Origin of the sequence: Phocaeicola faecalis, from assembly GCF_021730445.1 — a bacterium.
Classification (GTDB): domain Bacteria; phylum Bacteroidota; class Bacteroidia; order Bacteroidales; family Bacteroidaceae; genus Phocaeicola; species Phocaeicola faecalis.
Window position 1 is genome coordinate 1 of the sequence record NZ_JADNRM010000026.1, and the last position, 19,043, is coordinate 19,043.

General features: G+C 41.8%; 14 protein-coding genes, 1 tRNA gene and 1 rRNA gene. 8 read left to right on the forward strand and 8 right to left on the reverse strand.

Annotated features, from left to right (window positions below; translation table 11 throughout):
- Positions 1-35 precede the first annotated feature (35 nt).
- Positions 36-146 (forward strand): 5S ribosomal RNA (rrf, locus tag IR173_RS16870).
- A gap of 102 nt (positions 147-248) precedes the next feature.
- Here rrf and IR173_RS16875 read toward each other — a convergent pair.
- The gene (locus IR173_RS16875) at positions 249-893 is read right to left on the reverse strand and encodes a MarC family protein (RefSeq protein ID WP_237040682.1); all 645 of its coding nucleotides are present in this window, start codon (positions 891-893) and stop codon (positions 249-251) included.
- 164 nt (positions 894-1,057) lie between these two features.
- On the opposite strand from IR173_RS16875, the gene IR173_RS16880 reads away from it, so the two are divergent.
- Positions 1,058-2,767 carry a response regulator transcription factor gene (locus IR173_RS16880; protein WP_237040683.1) on the forward strand — a complete coding sequence of 570 codons (1,710 nt, stop codon included), beginning with the start codon at positions 1,058-1,060 and terminating at the stop codon, positions 2,765-2,767.
- Positions 2,768-3,016: 249 nt separating this feature from the next.
- Positions 3,017-3,856 (forward strand): sensor histidine kinase, encoded by an 840-nt coding sequence (locus IR173_RS16885; RefSeq protein ID WP_237040684.1) that lies wholly within the window; start codon positions 3,017-3,019, stop codon positions 3,854-3,856.
- An 87-nt stretch (positions 3,857-3,943) separates the two neighbouring features.
- Here the strand turns inward: IR173_RS16885 and IR173_RS16890 are convergent.
- The 4 genes from IR173_RS16890 to IR173_RS16905 all read right to left on the reverse strand — a co-directional run bounded on the left by IR173_RS16890 (position 3,944) and on the right by IR173_RS16905 (position 8,710).
- Positions 3,944-4,025 (reverse strand) — tRNA-Leu (locus IR173_RS16890).
- Between the two features lie 85 nt (positions 4,026-4,110).
- Positions 4,111-5,142 carry a S41 family peptidase gene (locus IR173_RS16895; RefSeq protein ID WP_237040685.1) on the reverse strand — a complete coding sequence of 344 codons (1,032 nt, stop codon included), beginning with the start codon at positions 5,140-5,142 and terminating at the stop codon, positions 4,111-4,113.
- A 7-nt stretch (positions 5,143-5,149) separates the two neighbouring features.
- Complete coding sequence (locus IR173_RS16900; protein ID WP_237040686.1) at positions 5,150-5,995, reverse strand: DUF3316 domain-containing protein; 846 nt, start codon at positions 5,993-5,995, stop codon at positions 5,150-5,152.
- A 3-nt stretch (positions 5,996-5,998) separates the two neighbouring features.
- On the reverse strand, positions 5,999-8,710 hold the full coding sequence (locus IR173_RS16905) for a DNA gyrase/topoisomerase IV subunit A (RefSeq protein WP_237040687.1): 2,712 nt from the start codon (positions 8,708-8,710) through the stop codon (positions 5,999-6,001).
- Between the two features lie 151 nt (positions 8,711-8,861).
- Between IR173_RS16905 and IR173_RS16910 the strand changes: the two genes are divergently transcribed.
- Positions 8,862-10,403: a glycine--tRNA ligase gene (locus IR173_RS16910; protein WP_237040688.1), complete on the forward strand. Its 1,542-nt coding sequence runs from the start codon at positions 8,862-8,864 to the stop codon at positions 10,401-10,403.
- Positions 10,404-10,413: 10 nt separating this feature from the next.
- Positions 10,414-11,025, forward strand: a complete 612-nt coding sequence (locus IR173_RS16915; protein ID WP_237040689.1) for an FKBP-type peptidyl-prolyl cis-trans isomerase — start codon at positions 10,414-10,416, stop codon at positions 11,023-11,025.
- A 153-nt stretch (positions 11,026-11,178) separates the two neighbouring features.
- Here IR173_RS16915 and IR173_RS16920 read toward each other — a convergent pair whose 3' ends face one another.
- On the reverse strand, positions 11,179-13,224 hold the full coding sequence (locus IR173_RS16920) for a sensor histidine kinase (RefSeq protein WP_237040690.1): 2,046 nt from the start codon (positions 13,222-13,224) through the stop codon (positions 11,179-11,181).
- Between the two features lie 126 nt (positions 13,225-13,350).
- Positions 13,351-14,361, reverse strand: a complete 1,011-nt coding sequence (locus IR173_RS16925) for an aspartate-semialdehyde dehydrogenase (protein ID WP_237040691.1) — start codon at positions 14,359-14,361, stop codon at positions 13,351-13,353.
- 161 nt (positions 14,362-14,522) lie between these two features.
- Here IR173_RS16925 and IR173_RS16930 point away from each other — a divergent pair, with 161 nt between their 5' ends.
- Genes IR173_RS16930 through IR173_RS16940 form a run of 3 tightly spaced genes read left to right on the forward strand, consistent with a single transcriptional unit; the run spans position 14,523 to position 18,044 of the window.
- The gene (locus IR173_RS16930) at positions 14,523-16,673 is read left to right on the forward strand and encodes a cation:proton antiporter (protein ID WP_237040692.1); all 2,151 of its coding nucleotides are present in this window, start codon (positions 14,523-14,525) and stop codon (positions 16,671-16,673) included.
- Complete coding sequence (locus IR173_RS16935; protein WP_237040693.1) at positions 16,660-17,382, forward strand: tRNA threonylcarbamoyladenosine dehydratase; 723 nt, start codon at positions 16,660-16,662, stop codon at positions 17,380-17,382. Before IR173_RS16930 ends, IR173_RS16935 begins: the two co-directional genes overlap by 14 nt.
- Positions 17,383-17,384: 2 nt before the next feature.
- Positions 17,385-18,044: an ABC transporter ATP-binding protein gene (locus IR173_RS16940; protein ID WP_237040694.1), complete on the forward strand. Its 660-nt coding sequence runs from the start codon at positions 17,385-17,387 to the stop codon at positions 18,042-18,044.
- On the opposite strand, the gene IR173_RS16945 is transcribed toward IR173_RS16940, so the two are convergent.
- A complete protein-coding gene (locus IR173_RS16945) occupies positions 18,041-18,988 on the reverse strand; it encodes a FimB/Mfa2 family fimbrial subunit (protein ID WP_237040695.1) in 948 nt (315 codons plus the stop codon). The two genes, IR173_RS16940 and IR173_RS16945, sit on opposite strands and share 4 nt — an antisense overlap.
- Between the last annotated feature and the right edge of the window lie 55 nt (positions 18,989-19,043).

Below are 19,043 nucleotides of genomic sequence, written 5' to 3' on the forward strand. Positions count from 1 at the left end.
ATTACTAATACAAGCTTACAATATGTCAACCTTCTTCAGGTGGCTATAGCGTGAGGGTTCCACCTCTTCCCATTCCGAACAGAGAAGTTAAGCCTCACCACGCCGATGGTACTGCGTAACAGTGGGAGAGTAGGTAGCTGCCGTTTTAATGAAAGCCTCCGGTTTTATGAACTGGGGGCTTTTTTATTTTTCTCCTCCTTTTTTTAGTAGGAGGAGAGGCTTTTCATATAGCTTGGAATGGGGGAAAATTACATTCTGCTCATCTGTATGATATCGATTAAAATAGGTCGTAATCCACTTACAAAACATTCTACAGCGATAACCATCAGAATAAGTCCCATGAGGCGCATCATTACATTGTTTCCTGTTTCTCCTAGAATATTGACCAATCGTGTTGAAGCTCTTAATATAAGGTAGGTAATGAAATAAATCAAAGCAATCATTCCTACTAATATGCCCTTCATAGTCCATGTATTAGCATCATCCATTAACATGATGCCATTCGCAATCGCGCCCGGACCACATAGCATAGGAATGGAAAGGGGAGTAATGGAAATATCATTTGCATAGGTTTTGATTTCTTCATCCTTTAGCTTTGTATTGGTAAAACGCGCCTGAAGCATATCGTAACCAATCTTTAATATTATAAATCCTGCTGCTATTCGGAAACCATTGGTGGATATACCGAAGAACTTAAAAAGAAATTGCCCGGAGAAAGTAAAGGCAAGAAGGGTTATAAACGAAATGATGGTAGCACGTTTGACGATGTGTTGTCGCTCTTCGTCAGACATTCCTTTAGTCATTGTTAAAAAGACCGGCATGGTACCCAGTGGGTTTGTTAATGTGAAAAATGAAGTAAAGCATAGCAATGCATACGGTAAAAGTGTATCCATGAGTGTTATTTTTTAGGTTATGCGCAAATGTAGTTTTTAATTAGCAGATAGCCCAATAAAGTAATGATATATTTTTGAAAGAAGATTTTTTATATAATAACTTTAGTGCATTTGCTGTATATTGGATTAAATTTTATCTTTGTCTCAGAATCTAACATCATCAAATGAACTACTATTACTTAATAATACTTGTGTATGCATGGTTCTTTGCAGGTGTGCAATCTGTTATTGCACAAGAAAATGTATTGCCGAATCACGAATACTATACAGAGGAATATATTACGAAAATTTATGTTGAGGAGCCCAAACGTGCTTTGGAATTGCTTGATGAAGCGGAGAATTTGAATAGCATGCCCTTGAATATTATAAATGATTTACGTGGCAGGGCTTATCGGAATATGTATATGAATAAATCTGCATTCGTTTATACTCGAAAAGCTTATGTTGCTGATTCTATTCAAGGTACAGATTCGTCTCATTTTTTACAAATGACGATAGATTTGGCTGAAGTTTCATTCTTATTGAGTTGGTTTGAGCAGAGTATGCGATATGCTACAGAGGGAATTGCCCTAGCACGTAAAAACGGAGATAAGAGAGCTGAAGGTAAATTATTATTTTGCTTGGGAGAAAATAAAAAGGTACTTGGCTTTAAAAAGGAAGGGTATGATTATTTTGATCAGGCAATAAATCTGGTAAAAGGAGAGAATGATGTGATTTCCATGCAGATGCTTTCTTATTTTTATGGGTTGAAAATGACTTATCTTCTTTCTGACGGTTGTTATGATAAAGTTCTTTTAATAGGATTGGAGCGTGAGAGCCTGATACATAGAATGGCTGCTTCCAAAGAGTATCCAGATTCATTTATTGATTTGCAATATTCTTATGTATATGTCAAGCTTGCTTATGTAGCATTTAAGATGCAAAAATATGAAGAAGCTGATAATTATTTCAAAAAATATAGTTCAACAAAGGCAGCTTTGACTCCTGACGGTAAATGTGATGCTGCTCCCTATTTGCTTTTGACCAAGCGTTATAAGGAGGTATTGGAAAAATGTGAAGATTTTAAGAATGTTTTGAAAAGTCAAGATACTCTTAATCAACAATATTTAGGTGTTCTCCAAAAAGAAGTAGCAGCCTACGCAGGTCTGAATGACTTTAAGAAAGTGGCGGAATTACGCGAGTCTATTCTTAATATTGTCACTCATATGTATAGAGATGAAGTAAGAAATGCAGCTTTGGAGTTGGATGCAGTTTATAAGGTGAACGAAAGGGATAAACAGATAGCGAAGCAGGACTTTCGATTAAAGATGCATACCATATTTCTTTTTTTTGCAATCGGGTTTATTTTATTGATGTCTTTTTTCCTTTGGAAAAGCTGGAAGTATAATCGTACTATCAAATCTAAAAATAAGGTGCTTGTACGCCTTATAAATGAACAGTTATCTCTAAAAGAGAATGCTGAGATTGCGCCTGCGCCTTTATCGGATGAAAACCGGGAGGGGGAAACTTTATCAGAAAATGGTATGGAGAGGGAAGAAAATAGAGTATTGTTTAATAAATTGAATGAAACTATTCTTCATGAGAAATTATATTTGTTACCCAATTTATCGAGGGATGATTTGGCGAGAATCGTACATTTGAACTATGCTCGTTTTGCCAGAATGATAAAAGAAAATACAGGTGGCAACTTAAGTGGATATATAAATAATTTGCGCTTGAACCATGCTATTCAGTTGTTGAATGAGCATCCCAATTATACGATGAAGGCGATAGCGGAAGATTCTGGTTTCAACAGTATGCCTACTTTTAATAATCTGTTTAAGAAAAGAACAGGAATGACTCCTTTTGAATTTAAAAGTGCACAAAAAGAATAGAATATATAATAGATTGATTATCAATGCGAAAAAACTATTATTTATATCTTCTGAACAAATCTTTATAAATAGAATGTTTCTCTAAATATATTTTTCGTATATGATTGTTTTTTTTGCATCGAAAACTATGTATAACGTTATTAGATGTAGAAAATGAATTATGTGGTATATCTGAGCCTATTATTAATATTCTTCTTAATTATAATTTTTATTTATTTTGCTAAAGCATATCGAAGATATCGTTCCGAATTGGATAGAACGTTGCTTGAATATCATTCTTATGTAGTAAAAATGGATGAATTGGAGAAAGAAAATATCCAATTAAGGCGCGAGTTGGCTACAGAGAAGAATACTGCAAAAGAAAGGGAAGAAAAATCAAATCAGCTTAAAGCTGCTTTCTTGGCTAATATAAGTCATGAGATACGCACTCCTCTGAATGCCATTGTCGGGTTCTCTAATCTATTGATAGAGTCAAGAGATGCTTCAGAGCGGAAGCAATATTCACAAATAATCAATGCAAACAATGAATTATTGCTTAATCTTGTTGATAATATATTGGATTTAGCAAAGATTGAATCCGGTTATGTCTGTTTACATGTTTCGTCTTTTAATCTTTCAGAACTTATGAGGGAGATTGCTATGAAATGTGAATCCAGAGTGAATGATAAGGTAAAAGTTATTGTTAAAAAGCCGGAGAATGATTATTGGGCTGAATTGGACAAGAAGCGTGTTACACAGATTCTAGAGCATTTTGTAATGAATGCATTAAAGTATACTTCGCAGGGACATATTAAAATTACTTATGAGGTGAAGGAGACAGCAGTTATGCTAAGCGTTACAGATACCGGTTGTGGAATTCCTTCTAATAAATTGAATAAGGTGTTTGACCGTTTTGAAAAGGTGGACTCTTTTGTTCAGGGAATCGGCATCGGATTGTCTATTTGCAAATCGATGGTAGAACAAATGGGAGGCCGTATAGGGGTTGAATCGGAGCTAAATGTAGGAAGTAAATTCTGGATTGAAGTACCCTGTCATCCTGTTTGCTGCAGTGAGGAGAAAGACAATGCATATTTGATGTCACAGAATTAATGTCCGTGTTCGGGGAGGTAGTCTGAAAAAATAAAACCTCACTAAATTAACATCTAGCGAGGCTTTATTCCTTTTACATGGAATTTGTGCGCCTGATAGGACTCGAACCTACACGTCTCACGACACCAGATCCTAAGTCTGGCGCGGCTACCAATTACGCCACAGGCGCGGCAATCCTTTCGGTAAGCGGTTGCAAAGGTAATGCTTACTTCTGAAATAACCAAATTATTTTATCATAAAATGCATATAATCCTTTATCGTTCGTGATTGTGTAAATATTCACGTGCAGTTTCAATAATAGTATCAATTCCTTTGTTGTAATCTTCGGAGGTGATATCCACTTTTTTATCCGGTTTAATACCGAACTCCAAATGTTTCATGTTCGGGTCATACATCGGGCTTGCAGAGAAGCGGACAGACCAACCATTGGGGAGCTCGGAAGAGAAGGGGAGACCTGAACCGCCACCGGTTTTGTCGCCGATGACGGTGACTCTGTCTAATTGTTTCATGCGGTTTACAAAATCATTGGTGGCACTATATGACCGGCGATTGGTCAATATGACGGTATGTTTCTGCCAACGTACACGATCCATAGGTGGCTCAAGATATACGGCTTCGGGGGTGGAGAACTCATTATGACCGGGGCCGGTTTTGTAGGACATATAGCCTATCAGTTTTTTTTCGTTGGTAAAGCGTTCTGCCAGTTTCTCGGCAGTAGTGAGGTTGCCTCCTCCGTTATTGCGGACGTCAAGGATTAAGCCGTTGCAGATGGCCAATTTGCTGAGAATTTGATCCAGATTGCCGGAACCGATGCCCGACTGGAAACTTCCACAATATACATAGGCTATATTATCTTCTAAAATCTGATATTTAAGTCCTGAGGCAGTATTATAATCCTTTCCTAAATAGCGACTTTGGATGCTATCATCAAAATTGCGCGGATAACTGTCATACCACTCCCGATATTGGGAGGTACGATCTTTTGAAACCAGATTGACATGTCCGTCCCGCAGTTCATTTAGCATTTCCGATAAAACATCGAAGAGTTGTTCATTACTCATGCCGGGAGTGAGCCGATTCTTATAGTCGGAATGGATTTTATTCCAATCTAATCCGTATTCCTGATTCTTATATTCTAGAAAGCAATAGTGTTCGTCAATGGTTTTCCATAAAGCTTCGAAGTTTCCATCGGGAGAATCATTGAAAGTATCTTCGGTGATGCAGGAAGTGCCTGAGAGAAGCATCAGGAGGAAGATAGCAAGGTGTTTGAATATTTTCTTTATCATATACAGTTTAATATGGGCTGACCTTTGGGGGCATTCCTACTTTATTTTTGTTTTTTATCAGATAGAAATTCTTCACAAAGCCCAGCATGAATACATGAGACCAAGTGTGACTTTTCAAGTGATTGACTTTGGCCTGCTGAATATCACAAATATATCCTGCCCGCACATTCATGTTGCCTATAGGAAAGTCGAGTGTGAGCAGTTGGCGAAGTGCCGGTTGATTGTGCAAAGAGGTGAAAAGAATATTTTTTCCTCCATGCTTCAAATTGAAAATCTCATAATAAGATTGTCCATATTCAGGTGAAAACATAAGTCCCATCAAAGGCACGTTGGCCTGATAACGTGCTATCAGGGGATAGTTACCGATGTGAAAACGGTAGATAACCATGCCGGAGCCTGCAATATTCACATACGCTTTGGCTTGTGCGGGATTGTTGGAGTTTCTTGTGTTATATACAAATCCTCCGTTCAAGTCAATCATGGGACCGGCAAGGATTTTCAGGCTTTCTGTCAGCTTGAACTGATAGTGCCAAGCATAATTCCAGTTGATTAGTCCTGCCAGTTCACTGCCTGTTTCGGCTTTATTGTCTGTCAGTGACAGATTAATCTGAAATAGACTTTGTGCAGATACGTTGCCGTCCAGTAGTTTGGTCATTCTCATACTTTCTCTCAGGATGCGAATCTCAGGACCGGTATATTCTACCGGAGAGAGATAGGTGTCGAGGATATTAGTATACCCTGCTCCATAGAGGGTAGCCCGCATGACGTATCGGTTTGCCTGCAGACTGTCTTCTTGTGCTTTAGTCCCAAGAACAGAGAGCGATAGCAACAATAATAAGATGATTCTTTTCATGGATTAAAATAGTTTCATTTGACCGGTTATCTCATCTATGATATCCGACTCACTTTTACCATGGTCAGGGTCTTCTATCATTGTCTCTTCGTTATTGTCGTTATTATCTTCTTCGTTGTCTCCTTCGTTATCTTCTTCTGCAAAAGTGGATTCGTCGGGGAAACGGACAGGGGGCAGCTCGTTGATGGATTCCACTGCATACGTGGTTATTCGTTTTCCTTTCGCTTTATAGCTTTTTACACCGATAAACTCTTCGACATCAATTTCCAGAGCTTCGCGGAAGCTATCGTGACCGCCAAAGATGATTTGTACGCGCGGATAGACGATGCTGGTCAACAGAATCAGGCGGCTGTCTTTGTTTTCGCCTAGGTAGTTGAGCTTCTTGGAACTCGCTTCAAAGGTGAATCGCTTTAAATAAGGATAGCCTTGTTGGTCAGCGTCATAGAGTGCTGCCGACCAGACTTTGTTGGCGTCGAATTTTTCAATTACACGGATTCCCGGGTCATAATGATTGTTCAAGTCAAAGTTAGTGGTATAGAACTCTCCGTTGTCCTGAACTATCAAAATGAGGTCATCGCTTTGGAATTCTCCAAGGTATTGGCCGCGCTCGTCATAATTCAGGCGTAGGACGTCATGGTCAAACCACACTTTGCGCCCTCCCAGAGTAGAACCGCCACGCTGCTTCAAGGCTATTTTATGTACCTCATATTTGCTCAGGATATTACCCATGGACTGGCGTCCCTTGATATTGATATCACTGAAATCTTTTTCATAGATTATCTTCTTGATGCGCGGATTCGGCTTGAGTGTTATCTTGATGACTTCCGCTTCGCCGTTGGGGTTAGCCGTGAAATAGATGATACGCGAACCGGGAGTTCCCTGAGTCACATCATATTCGCGGTCACGGGTAATGGAAGTGATATTGAACCGCTTTATATAATGGAATCCGTCTTTTCCATCGCGATATACCACATTGTAGATGGTGCGCTTGTCGTTCTTTTTGAAAACGTTTACGTATAATACGTTTTTACCGATAAACATCTTGTCGGCTACACGGACCACTTTGTATTTTCCGTCTTTATAGAAAATAATCACATCATCAATATCCGAGCAATTGGCCACAAACTCATCTTTCTTCAGGCTTGTGCCGATGAAGCCCTCCTCGCGGTTGATATAGAGCTTCTCGTTGGCTTCGACTACTTTTGCTGCCTCTATGGTATCAAAATTGCGCAGTTCTGTGCGTCTCGGATAATTTTTGCCATATTTTTCTTTCAGCATTTCATACCAATTGATGGTGTAATCGACGATATGTGCAAGTTTATCATTAATGTCTTCTATCTCTTCTTTGATGCGGGCGATGTTTTCATCCGCCTTGTCTTTATTGAATTTTAGGATACGCGCCATTTTGATTTCCAACAATTTCAGGATGTCCTCTTTGGTCACTTCCCGGATGAATTGCGGATAGAATGGAGTCAAACGCTCGTCAATGTGTGCACAAGCGGCATCCATGTCTTCAGATTGTTCGAACTTTACGTCTTTGTAAATACGTTCTTCGATGAATATCTTTTCAAGAGAAGCAAAATGAAGATTCTCCAGAAGTTCGCCTTTGCGTATTTCCAGTTCCTGGCGAAGTAGCGACAATGTATTGTTCACTGATTTTTTCAATACGTCACTGACAGTGAGGAAGTGCGGTTTGCGTGCATCAATCACGCAGCAGTTGGGCGATATGCTGACCTCACAGTCTGTAAATGCATATAAGGCATCCAGTGTTTTGTCGGAAGATACTCCGGGAGCGAGGTGTACCAATATTTCTACTTTTTCTGCCGTGTTATCATCTACCTTACGGACTTTTATCTTCCCTTTTTCAACAGCTTTCAAGATGGATTCTATCAGTGACGAGGTTGTTTTTCCATACGGAATTTCCGTAATGGCCAGCGTCTTGTTGTCCAACTTATTTATTTTAGCGCGTACTTTCACCACCCCGCCACGCTCTCCGTCATTATAACGGGATACATCGATAGAACCTCCGGTTTGGAAATCAGGGTATAGTTTAAACTCTTCTTCGCGCAGATAGGCGATAGACGCATTGCATAAATCGTTAAAGTTATGCGGAAGAATCTTTGAAGAAAGCCCTACGGCAATGCCTTCCACTCCCTGAGCGAGAAGAAGTGGAAACTTGACCGGTAGTGTGATAGGCTCTTTGTTCCGACCATCGTATGAAGATTGCCATTCGGTGGTTTTGGGGTTAAAGACCACGTCAAGGGCAAACTTTGAAAGTCGGGCTTCAATGTAACGGGGAGCTGCTGCACCGTCGCCGGTCAGAATGTTGCCCCAGTTTCCCTGGCAGTCAATCAACAAGTCCTTTTGTCCTAATTGCACCAGTGCGTCACCGATAGAAGCGTCACCGTGAGGATGGAACTGCATGGTGTGGCCTACAATGTTGGCCACTTTGTTATAACGCCCGTCATCCAATCGCTTCATGCTGTGAAGGATACGTCTTTGAACCGGTTTAAGCCCGTCATTGATATGAGGAACGGCACGTTCCAAGATGACATAAGAAGCATAATCCAAGAACCAGTTTTGATACATGCCACTTAATTGGTGCTTGACAGATTCATTCTTGGTATCTGCAGGCCGATAGTCTGAATGTTGGTTTTCCACTACGGGAGTATTTTCATCGTTCTGTTCTTCTTTATCGATAATATCTTCGCTCATATATATTTAAATTCCTTAATGTTCTGCTGATATGCACGCAAAAATACGATTTTTATTGAAAAAAATCATTTACTTTGCACATTATTTCGTCCTAATTAAGGGACGACAACAGGAAAAACAACAAAAGTGTAAGAATAAACATAAAAGGAAAATGGCACAAGAAGATGTTTTTAAGAAATTAGTTTCTCACTGTAAAGAGTATGGTTTTGTATTTCCGTCAAGCGATATTTATGACGGATTAGGTGCTGTCTATGATTACGGTCAGATGGGAGTAGAGTTGAAGAATAACATCAAACAATATTGGTGGCAGAGCATGGTTTTATTGCACGAAAATATTGTAGGTATTGATTCGGCAATCTTTATGCACCCTACTATCTGGAAAGCATCGGGACACGTTGATGCTTTCAATGATCCCTTGATTGATAACCGCGACTCGAAGAAACGCTATCGTGCCGATGTCTTGATTGAAGATCAACTGGCTAAATACGACGATAAGATAAATAAAGAAGTAGCCAAAGCTGCCAAGAAATTCGGAGAAGCTTTTGATGAAGCTCAGTTCCGCAGCACCAATGCGCGTGTGCTGGAGCATCAGGCTAAACGCGATGCGCTCCACGAACGTTTTGCAAAAGCATTAAATGATAATGATTTGAATGAACTCCGCCAGATTATTTTGGATGAGGAAATCGTTTGTCCTATTTCGGGTACAAAGAACTGGACAGAAGTGCGTCAGTTCAATCTGATGTTTACTACCGAAATGGGTTCTACTGCTGATGGTTCAATGAAGATTTACCTTCGTCCTGAAACGGCACAGGGTATTTTTGTGAATTATCTTAATGTGCAGAAGACAGGCCGTATGAAGATACCTTTCGGTATTGCCCAGATTGGTAAGGCGTTCCGTAACGAAATCGTTGCCCGTCAGTTTATCTTCCGTATGCGTGAGTTTGAACAGATGGAGATGCAATTCTTTGTAAAACCGGGTACCGAACTTGATTGGTTTAAGACATGGAAGGCAACTCGCTTGAAATGGCATAAAGCATTAGGATTTGGCGATGACCATTATCGTTATCACGACCATGATAAATTGGCTCATTATGCTAATGCTGCAACGGATATTGAATTCCTGATGCCTTTCGGATTTAAGGAAGTGGAGGGTATTCATAGCCGTACTAATTTTGACTTAAGCCAGCACGAGAAATTCTCGGGTAAAAGCATCAAATATTTCGACCCGGAATTGAACGAAAGTTATACTCCGTATGTTATTGAAACATCGATTGGTGTAGACCGTATGTTCCTGAGCATCATGAGTGCTGCTTATACAGAAGAAAAGTTGGAAAATGGCGAAACTCGTGTCGTTCTGAAATTGCCTGCAGCATTGGCACCGGTAAAATTGGCTGTTATGCCGCTGGTTAAGAAGGATGGCTTGCCTGAAAAAGCGCGTGAAATCATGGATAATTTGAAGTTCCATTTCCATTGTCAATACGATGAAAAGGACAGCATCGGTAAGCGTTATCGCCGTCAAGATGCTATCGGTACTCCTTATTGTATTACGGTGGATCATCAGACACTCGAAGATAATTGTGTGACATTGCGCAACCGCGATACTATGCAGCAGGAACGTGTCGCTATTTCGGAACTGAACAATATCATTGCCGATAAAGTAAGTATAACAAGTCTGTTGAAGACTCTGCAATAATTAATAATGTATGAATAAAAGTATTCTTTGGCTGATTAGCCTGTTGTTTGCCGCTTCTTTTGCTGTTGTTTCATGTAGTGAGTCGGATGGTGAAGAAAATCCTTATGCAAACTGGCAGGAACGTAATCAGAAATATTTGGACTCCATTGCGGCTGAGGCAAAAGCGAATCCGGGCGAATGGAAAATCATCCGTTCCTATAAACTTCCTCCTTTGGGCTTGAATGAGCAGGGAAAAGTGAACGAGTATGTTTATTGTAAGATTATAGACAACGGAGAAGGAGAAAGACCTCTGTTTACGGATACTGTGGCGGTTAATTATCGGGGCAAGTTAATAAACGGGACTGTTTTTGACCAAAGCTATAAAGGAGAATTGGATCCGAGCACTGCTGTTCCGGCCGAATTTGCAGTGAGTCAGGTTATCGTTGGGTGGACAACAGCTCTTATGAATATGACCGTAGGCTCCAGATGGGAACTTTATATTCCTTCTGAACTTGCTTATGAAGAAACAGGGAGCGGTTCGATACCGGGCTATTCTACCTTATTTTTTGATGTGGACTTGGTGAAGCTTATTCCTTTGGCATCGAAAGGTAAAAGTGTGGAGCCGGCCTTGGATGCTGAGTGATGTAGGAATCTTTGAATAGAAGATTTGAAGCACGGGAAATATATCAAAGCGTATAAATAGTAAGGGTGTGTTAAAATGACAGTTGCACTGGAATTTTGACACACCTTCTTTATTTGTTTATATAGGCTTGGAAATAAGGATAATCCTGTTGTTTTATTGTTTGATGGGGTGAATGAATACGAATCTGGCTCCTTGTGTGTACGATGTGTCCACCATCACCTTTCCTTGTAACAGTTTGGCTATCAATCGGCAGATGTGTAATCCGAGTCCTGTACCCTGCGCAAATGAGTCCAGCTTCTCAAAACGTTCGAATATGACTTCAGCTTTATCTTTCGGAACACCAATGCCGGTATCCGTTACAGAAAAAATGACCTGTTGCTGAGTTTGGTCAATATCATAGGATAATACAATCTCTCCCTTGTTGGTGAATTTGGCTGCATTGGTTAGGAAGTTGGTAAGCACTTGTTCCACACGGACTGCATCCGTCTGTAAAATAAAGTCCTGGCTGCTCTCTCGAAAATACATCTTGACATCCTTTGGGCAACGATGCTTCACGCTGTCTATGGAGATATTGCACACTGCTTGCAGGGAACAGGGTTGTTTGTTGAGCTTGATTTCGCCTGACTCCATTCGGGCTATATCCAGAACATCTCCCACCAGTGTAAGTAACAATTCGCTGTTACTGCTGATTAATTCCGCATAGTTTGTCCATTCTTCTTGTTGCTCTTGTCTGGCACTTTCGGCCATGATTTCGGTAAAGCCTACTATGGCATTGAGTGGAGTGCGTATCTCATGACTCATGTTTTGGATAAAGAAAGTCTTTAGGCGGTTGGCGCTTTCAGCCTGGTCGCGTGCGGTGGTCAGCTCCTTTTGTGTCTGTAGCAAAGCCGCCTGTTCCTCTTGAAGCTTTTGCTTGGAGTGTTGTAGACTGCGGGCCAGCCGTCGGGTGTGGTAATACAGCCATAATGCAATGGCCAACAGACAGAGTAAGATTGTGATGGCTATAAATGTGATATGAATAATGAGCCGGCCGGAGTCTATTTCGGCTTGCTTCTTTTCCAGTTCCAATTGTGCATTCTCGGTTTTAAGCTCGTTTACATCATAAAGGATTTGCAGCTCTTTGTACTTTTCCGCAGCTTTCAGTTTATTATATTCTTCTAGATAGGCATTGTATTCTGTCGTTGATTGCAGCAGGGTTGCTTTATCATTGACTGCCTTTGCAGCTTCTATTGTAAGTTGCAGCAGTTCCATTTTCTGTTTTCGGTTATGACGGTTGTTATATACTTGTTTTATGATCGGTAAAGCTTGTGCGTATTCTTTTTTGGCTATTAAATAGTAGATAAGTGGGCGCTGTGACTCCTCGAAATCCTTTGCTACGTTCTTGTTTCGTAAAGTGATATCGATAATTTGTTGATAGTAATATTCAATTTCTTCGGGAGAAAGGCCCGGATAATTTCTGAGTATACGCCTATAGCAATTGTAATACGCAATATCATAATTTCTGAATATACGGCCTTTGCTTTTATACTCGTGTTCCAGGTGATGTATGATTTTTATCAATTCTTTATCAGCTTCAATTGCTTTTTGATATTGATGATTTTGAGTGTAAATGATAGCCAGTTGTGTATAGTAAAAGTTAGGTAAGACTTTTCTTCCGTCAGCCGGCAGTTTATTGATAAGTATATGCAGTTTTTCCAGATATTCGGTATAGAGTTCGCCTGTTGTAGAATGGGATAGGTAGAGGCATAAAGTATAGAGTTGCTTTATTTCATCATACAGGTTGGACTGTTGCACTCCTTGTTGATACTCTTTTATGAGTCTTTGTAATGTTTGGATTTTCTCCGCTTCGGGAGCGGTGCGGGTTTTCAGGGAGACTCTGTTTATTTCAATAAAGGTAATGGCTTCGTCTCTTTCATTGCTTTGCGGAAGGGCTTGAGTGTTTTGAAGACATACGTTCATCAATGAATCATTATTTGTATTCATGTTGCAGTAGGTGCGGAGCACATCCAGTTCGGTAGATACGTCATTGGCTCTTGCGGCGGTTGAAAACAAGAGTGCGATGGCTTCGATTCTGTTGCCTTTGCTGGTAGAGATGTCGAACAGGTGATAAAGGATAGGGATACTGTCTTGAGGGGTCTTCACTAAGGAAAGTTCATGCACAAGACTATCTTTCACAGCATTCAGGTTTGCTGCGGTCATAGTAGAAAGACAACACGCTACTATAAAAAATAATATAACCTTTACCCTTCCCAACAAGTTTTATTATACTTGTACAAAGATAAAGATTATATTAAAGTTTAAAAGGATATTTCGAGAAAAAATATCTTATCCGATATTTTTCACTTTTATCAGGTATTCTGCAATCTGTACAGCGTTCAGTGCCGCACCCTTCTTGATTTGGTCGCCTACAATCCAGAAGGTCAGTCCATTTTCATTGGCCAAGTCTTTGCGGATGCGGCCAACGTAAACAGGATCTTTACCTGCCAGGAACAAAGGCATGGGGTATTCTTTCTTTTCAGGATTATCCATCAATACCAAGCCTTCTCCTTTGGCGAATGCTTCGCGGGCTTCTTCCGGTGAGATGGGACGTTCTGTTTCCACCCAGATACTTTCGGAGTGAGAGCGGAGTGCGGGAACGCGTACACACATTGCGCTGACTTGAATGTCTGAGTGCATAATTTTGCGTGTTTCGTTGAACATCTTCATTTCTTCCTTGGTATATCCGTTATCTGTAAAGACATCAATTTGGGGAATCAGATTGAATGCCAGTTGATAAGCAAATTTATCAACGGTAACAGGCTCATTGGCCAATACCTGACGATATTGTTCATATAATTCGTCCATCGCGGCTGCACCTGCTCCGCTGGCAGCTTGATAAGTAGCGACATGCACACGTTTTATGTGTGAAAGGTTTTCGATGGCTTTCAGGGCAACTACCATTTGGATGGTTGTACAGTTGGGGTTGGCTATCACATTACGTGGACGGTTTAATGCGTCTTCCGGGTTCACTTCAGGCACAACCAAAGGTACATCTTCATCCATACGGTATGCGCTGGAGTTGTCGATTAATACGGCGCCATGCTTGGTGATGGTCTCACAATATTCTTTAGTGGTTCCGGCACCGGCTGATGTGAAAGCGATGTCAACACCTTTAAAGTCATCGTTGTGCTGAAGGAGTTTCACTTCTATCTCTTTACCGCGGAAAGTGTATTTTCGTCCTGCACTGCGTGAAGAACCGAACAACACCAACTCATCCAACGGGAAGTTTCTTTCATCGAGCACACGCAGGAACTCTTGTCCTACAGCTCCGCTCGCACCAACAATTGCTACTTTCATTTTGCTTTTTCCTTTTATAAATTAGTAATACTTTATCTTTTTACCTGCTAAGCGAGCAGGTTCAGATTGCAAAATTAGAACATTTTGGAATATAAATCAGTAAAAAAGAAACTTTTTTCGTAATTTTGTCGATATTATGGTATAACCCTTAAATAAAAGCAATGGAACTATTTGGTTTAGATATACATTTTCCGGTCACTGACCCTACTTGGATATTCTTCCTGGTACTTATTATCATCCTATTTGCTCCTATGATATTGGGGCGTTTGCGCATTCCTCATATCATCGGTATGATTCTTGCCGGTGTATTGGTCGGTAAATATGGCTTTAATATTTTGGAGCGCGATAGCAGTTTCGAGTTATTCGGAAAAGTGGGGTTGTATTATATCATGTTTCTGGCGGGGTTGGAGATGGATATGGACGACTTTAAAAAGAACAGGACAAAGGGACTGGTTTTTGGGCTGTTCACTTTCTTGATACCCATGGTGCTTGGAGTGTGGAGCAGTATGAGTTTACTGGATTACGGTCTTGTCACTTCCGTATTGTTGGCCAGTATGTATGCCAGCCACACTTTGATAGCTTATCCCATCATCAGCCGTTATGGTCTGTCCCGGCAACGTACGGTGAGCATAACGATTGGCGGAACGGCGGTGACTGTTGTGTTGGCCTTGATGGTGCTTGCTGTGATTGGAGGCATGTATAAAGGTGAGGATGTGGGAGGACTGTTCTGGGTCATCTTGTTGGGAAAAGTCTTTGCATTGTTTGGCTTGATTATTTTTCTTATGCCTCGTATCAGCCGATGGTTTTTCAGGAAATACGAAGATGCGGTCATGCAGTTTGTCTTTGTTTTGGCTATGGTGTTCTTGGGGGGGGGACTGATGGAACTGGTAGGAATGGAAGGCATTTTGGGTGCTTTTCTGGCCGGTTTGGTATTGAACCGTTTTGTTCCTCATGTTTCTCCGCTGATGAATCGGCTGGAGTTTGTTGGTAATGCACTTTTCATTCCTTATTTTTTGATTGGCGTAGGAATGATTATTGATGTGCGTTGCCTGTTTACGCAGGGTGAGGCACTTAAGGTGGCAGTTGTCATGACGGTGGTTGCTACATTCAGTAAATGGCTTGCTGCATGGATTACCCAGAAAATATACGGAATGCAGAAGGTGGAGCGTAGCTTGATATTCGGACTGAGCAATGCGCAGGCGGCAGCTACGTTGGCGGCAGTGCTGATTGGACACGAGATTATTATGGAAAACGGAGAGCGTCTGTTGAATGATGATGTCTTGAACGGAACCGTGGTAATGATATTGTTTACCTGTATTATCAGTTCGGTGGTGACAGAGAGGGCGGCACGCAGAATGGTTACACAAGAGAACATGGCCGGCAATGATGATAAGAATAATAAGGAACAAGAACGGGTTCTTATACCGGTGGCAAATCCCGATACAATAGAAGGATTGGTGGGAATGGCTTTGATGATGAGGCATCCTAAACAGAAAGAACCGTTGGTGGCGCTCAGTGTGATAAACGATAATAATGCTTCGGAGACAAAGGAACTGATAGGCAAGCGTAATCTGGAGCGCACGGCAATGGTTGCCGCCGCTGCCGATGCTTCGGTCAAGACGGTGCTTCGTTATGACCTGAATATTGCACAAGGTATTATCCATACGCTGAAAGAATATGCGGTGACGGATGTGGTCATCGGTCTCCATCGGAAGACCAATCTGATGGATTCATTCTTTGGTACGATGACAGAGAATCTGTTGAAAGGCACTCATCGGCAAATTATGATTACCAAGCTGTTGATGCCGGTCAATACGCTTAGACGTATTGTGGTGGCTGTACCCGATAAGGCCGAATATGAGGTCGGATTTATGAAATGGGTGGTGCAGTTGTGTCGCATGGGTAAGTTGTTGGGATGCCGTGTGCATTTCTTTGCCACAGAGGATACTTTGAAACACTTGCGTGCGGTAGTAGAGAAGCAGGAAGCGAATACTTTTACTGAGTTTTCTGTGCTGGAAGAGTGGGATGATTTGTTGCTGCTGACCGGTCAGGTTAATTATGACCATTTGTTTGTTGTGGTTTCCTCCCGTAAGGGGTCTATATCTTATCAGACTTCCTTTGAACGGTTGCCTTCTCAGGTCAGCAAGTATTTTGCGGATAATAGTTTGTTGATTGTGTATCCCGACCAGTTGGGCGACCCGCAAGAGATTGTATCTTTCTCTGATCCGCGCGGGCAGTCGGAAACCCGGGTATATGATAATGTGGGTAAGTGGTTCTATAAATGGTTTAAGAAAGGTGATGAACGAAACTAACATAGAGTGGCAGCAACGTACGGAGTTGTTGTTGGGTAAAGATAAAATGCAGCGTTTGCGGAGTTCCCATGTACTTGTTGTGGGCTTGGGAGGAGTAGGCGCATACGCAGCCGAAATGATATGTCGTGCCGGTGTGGGACAAATGACGATTGTGGATGCCGATACGGTGCAGCCTAGTAATATCAACCGTCAGTTGCCGGCTTTGCATTCCACACAGGGACGGTTGAAGGCGGAAGTTCTGGCGGAACGCTTCAAAGATATCAATCCTGATTTGCAACTGCATGTGTTGGCGGAATATTTAAAAGACGAGCGCATTCCTGAGTTGCTGGATAGTGCCAAGTTTGATTTCGTGGTCGATGCCATTGATACGGTGGCTCCCAAATGTTACCTTATCTATAATGCACTTCAGCGCCGTCTGCCTATTGTGAGCAGTATGGGAGCAGGTGCAAAATCAGATATAACCCAAGTCAGGTTTGCCGATTTGTGGGAAACTTATCACTGTGGCTTGAGCAAGGCGGTGCGAAAGCGTTTGCAGAAAATGGGTATGAAACGTAAGTTACCGGTTGTGTTCAGTACAGAACAGGCCAATGCGGATGCGGTCATTTTGGTCGATGATGAAAAGAACAAGAAGTCTACAGCCGGAACGGTGAGTTATATGCCCGCTGTGTTTGGATGTTACTTGGCAGAGTATGTGATAAGAAAATTATAGTCATGATAGAGTTACAAGGAATAACCAAGAGTTTCGGTACGTTACAAGTGCTGAAAGGGATAGACCTGCTGATAGAAAAAGGTGAAGTTGTCAGCATTGTAGGTCCGAGTGGAGCCGGCAAAACGACTTTGCTCCAGATAATGGGCACATTAGACAAAGCAGATGCAGGGAAGGTGGTACTGAATGGTACGGAAGTCAATCGGCTGAAAGAAAAAGAACTGTCCGCTTTCCGTAATAAGCAGATAGGCTTTGTTTTCCAGTTTCACCAGTTATTGCCAGAGTTTACTGCTTTGGAGAATGTGATGATACCGGCACTCATATCCGGCACTTCTTCGGGAGATGCGATGAAGCGTGCCAAAGAAACATTGGATTTTCTGGGACTTGCCGGACGCGCTTCCCATAAACCGGCCGAACTTTCGGGAGGAGAGAAGCAACGTGTGGCTGTGGCACGTGCGTTAATAAATACCCCGGCGGTTATCCTTGCAGATGAACCGTCGGGCAGCTTGGATACCCGTAACAAAGAAGAACTTCATCAGTTATTTTTTGATTTGCGGGATAAGTTGGGCCAGACTTTTGTTATCGTTACGCACGATGAGACTCTTGCCAAATTGACCGACCGCACCATCCATATAGTGGACGGACGCATCTCGCCAGAGCTTTAATGGAGAGAAATATGAATCTTTTCGTTCTGTTCTTTCCACTTGTCCACTTGGAATCCGCCTGTGGTTCCTTCTTCCAGTAAGATTCCGTCCATGCTTAGTGTGAGGGTTGTTTTGGTTCCTGCAGCAAGTTGTGTGGTCAGCTTTTGCCGGTAGCTTTTAATGGTACCGTTCTTCAGTTGAACGAAGATTTGGAATAATGGGGCCGGTTGGGATGGAAATACAGAAACGAACTCTTTACTCCATTCTTTCCTGTCTGTGCTGGGGCTTATGCCGAAGCGTATGGTTCGAGGAGTTCCCTCCGGTTGGGCGCTATAATAATTAAGGTTACTATAAATATTTCCGATATAGACCCACATAGAATCGATGGCGGTGCTGAAAGCATTGCCGTTGGTCTCGGTCACCACTACTCCGAGTGCAGCCGTGGCACGTATCAGATGCGCTTGCATATCCTCTTGGCCGATATTGATGTTTTGTGTGCCGAATACAAGGTCGTGTGCAGGATAGTAAACCGTATCGACCGGTACTTTCCTCAGTCCCAAGGAGGTTCCCTGCAATTCTTCTCCGATGATTAACTGAGGGTCACTGAGAGCTGCATCGTTGGTATTGAAAAACTTAGGATATCCCCAATAAATCAGATTGTATGTCCCGACGGGAAGTCTTAGCGGTGCATTCTTTGATTTGCCTATTCCGGCTTCGATATTGTAATAAGCCGGTATGGGTGTTTGTAAACCGGTTTTTGTGTAATTTCCCACATATACGCTACCGTCCGGTTGGCAGGGGAGCACTTCCAGCGGCCCGTCATAAGGGTCGGTGGTGTTTTGTTGCAGTGTGGCATACAGTTTCGGAGTGACCAAATCCTCCGGTTGGGCGTGGCTGTTACAATCTTCATCCTTTCCACACGAGGCCAGTAACGCCAATAAGGGTAAAAATAAAAACTTTCTCATATACATCTAGGGTTTAGGTTTAATTAATCCCTATAACAAGATGCAAATGAGAAAG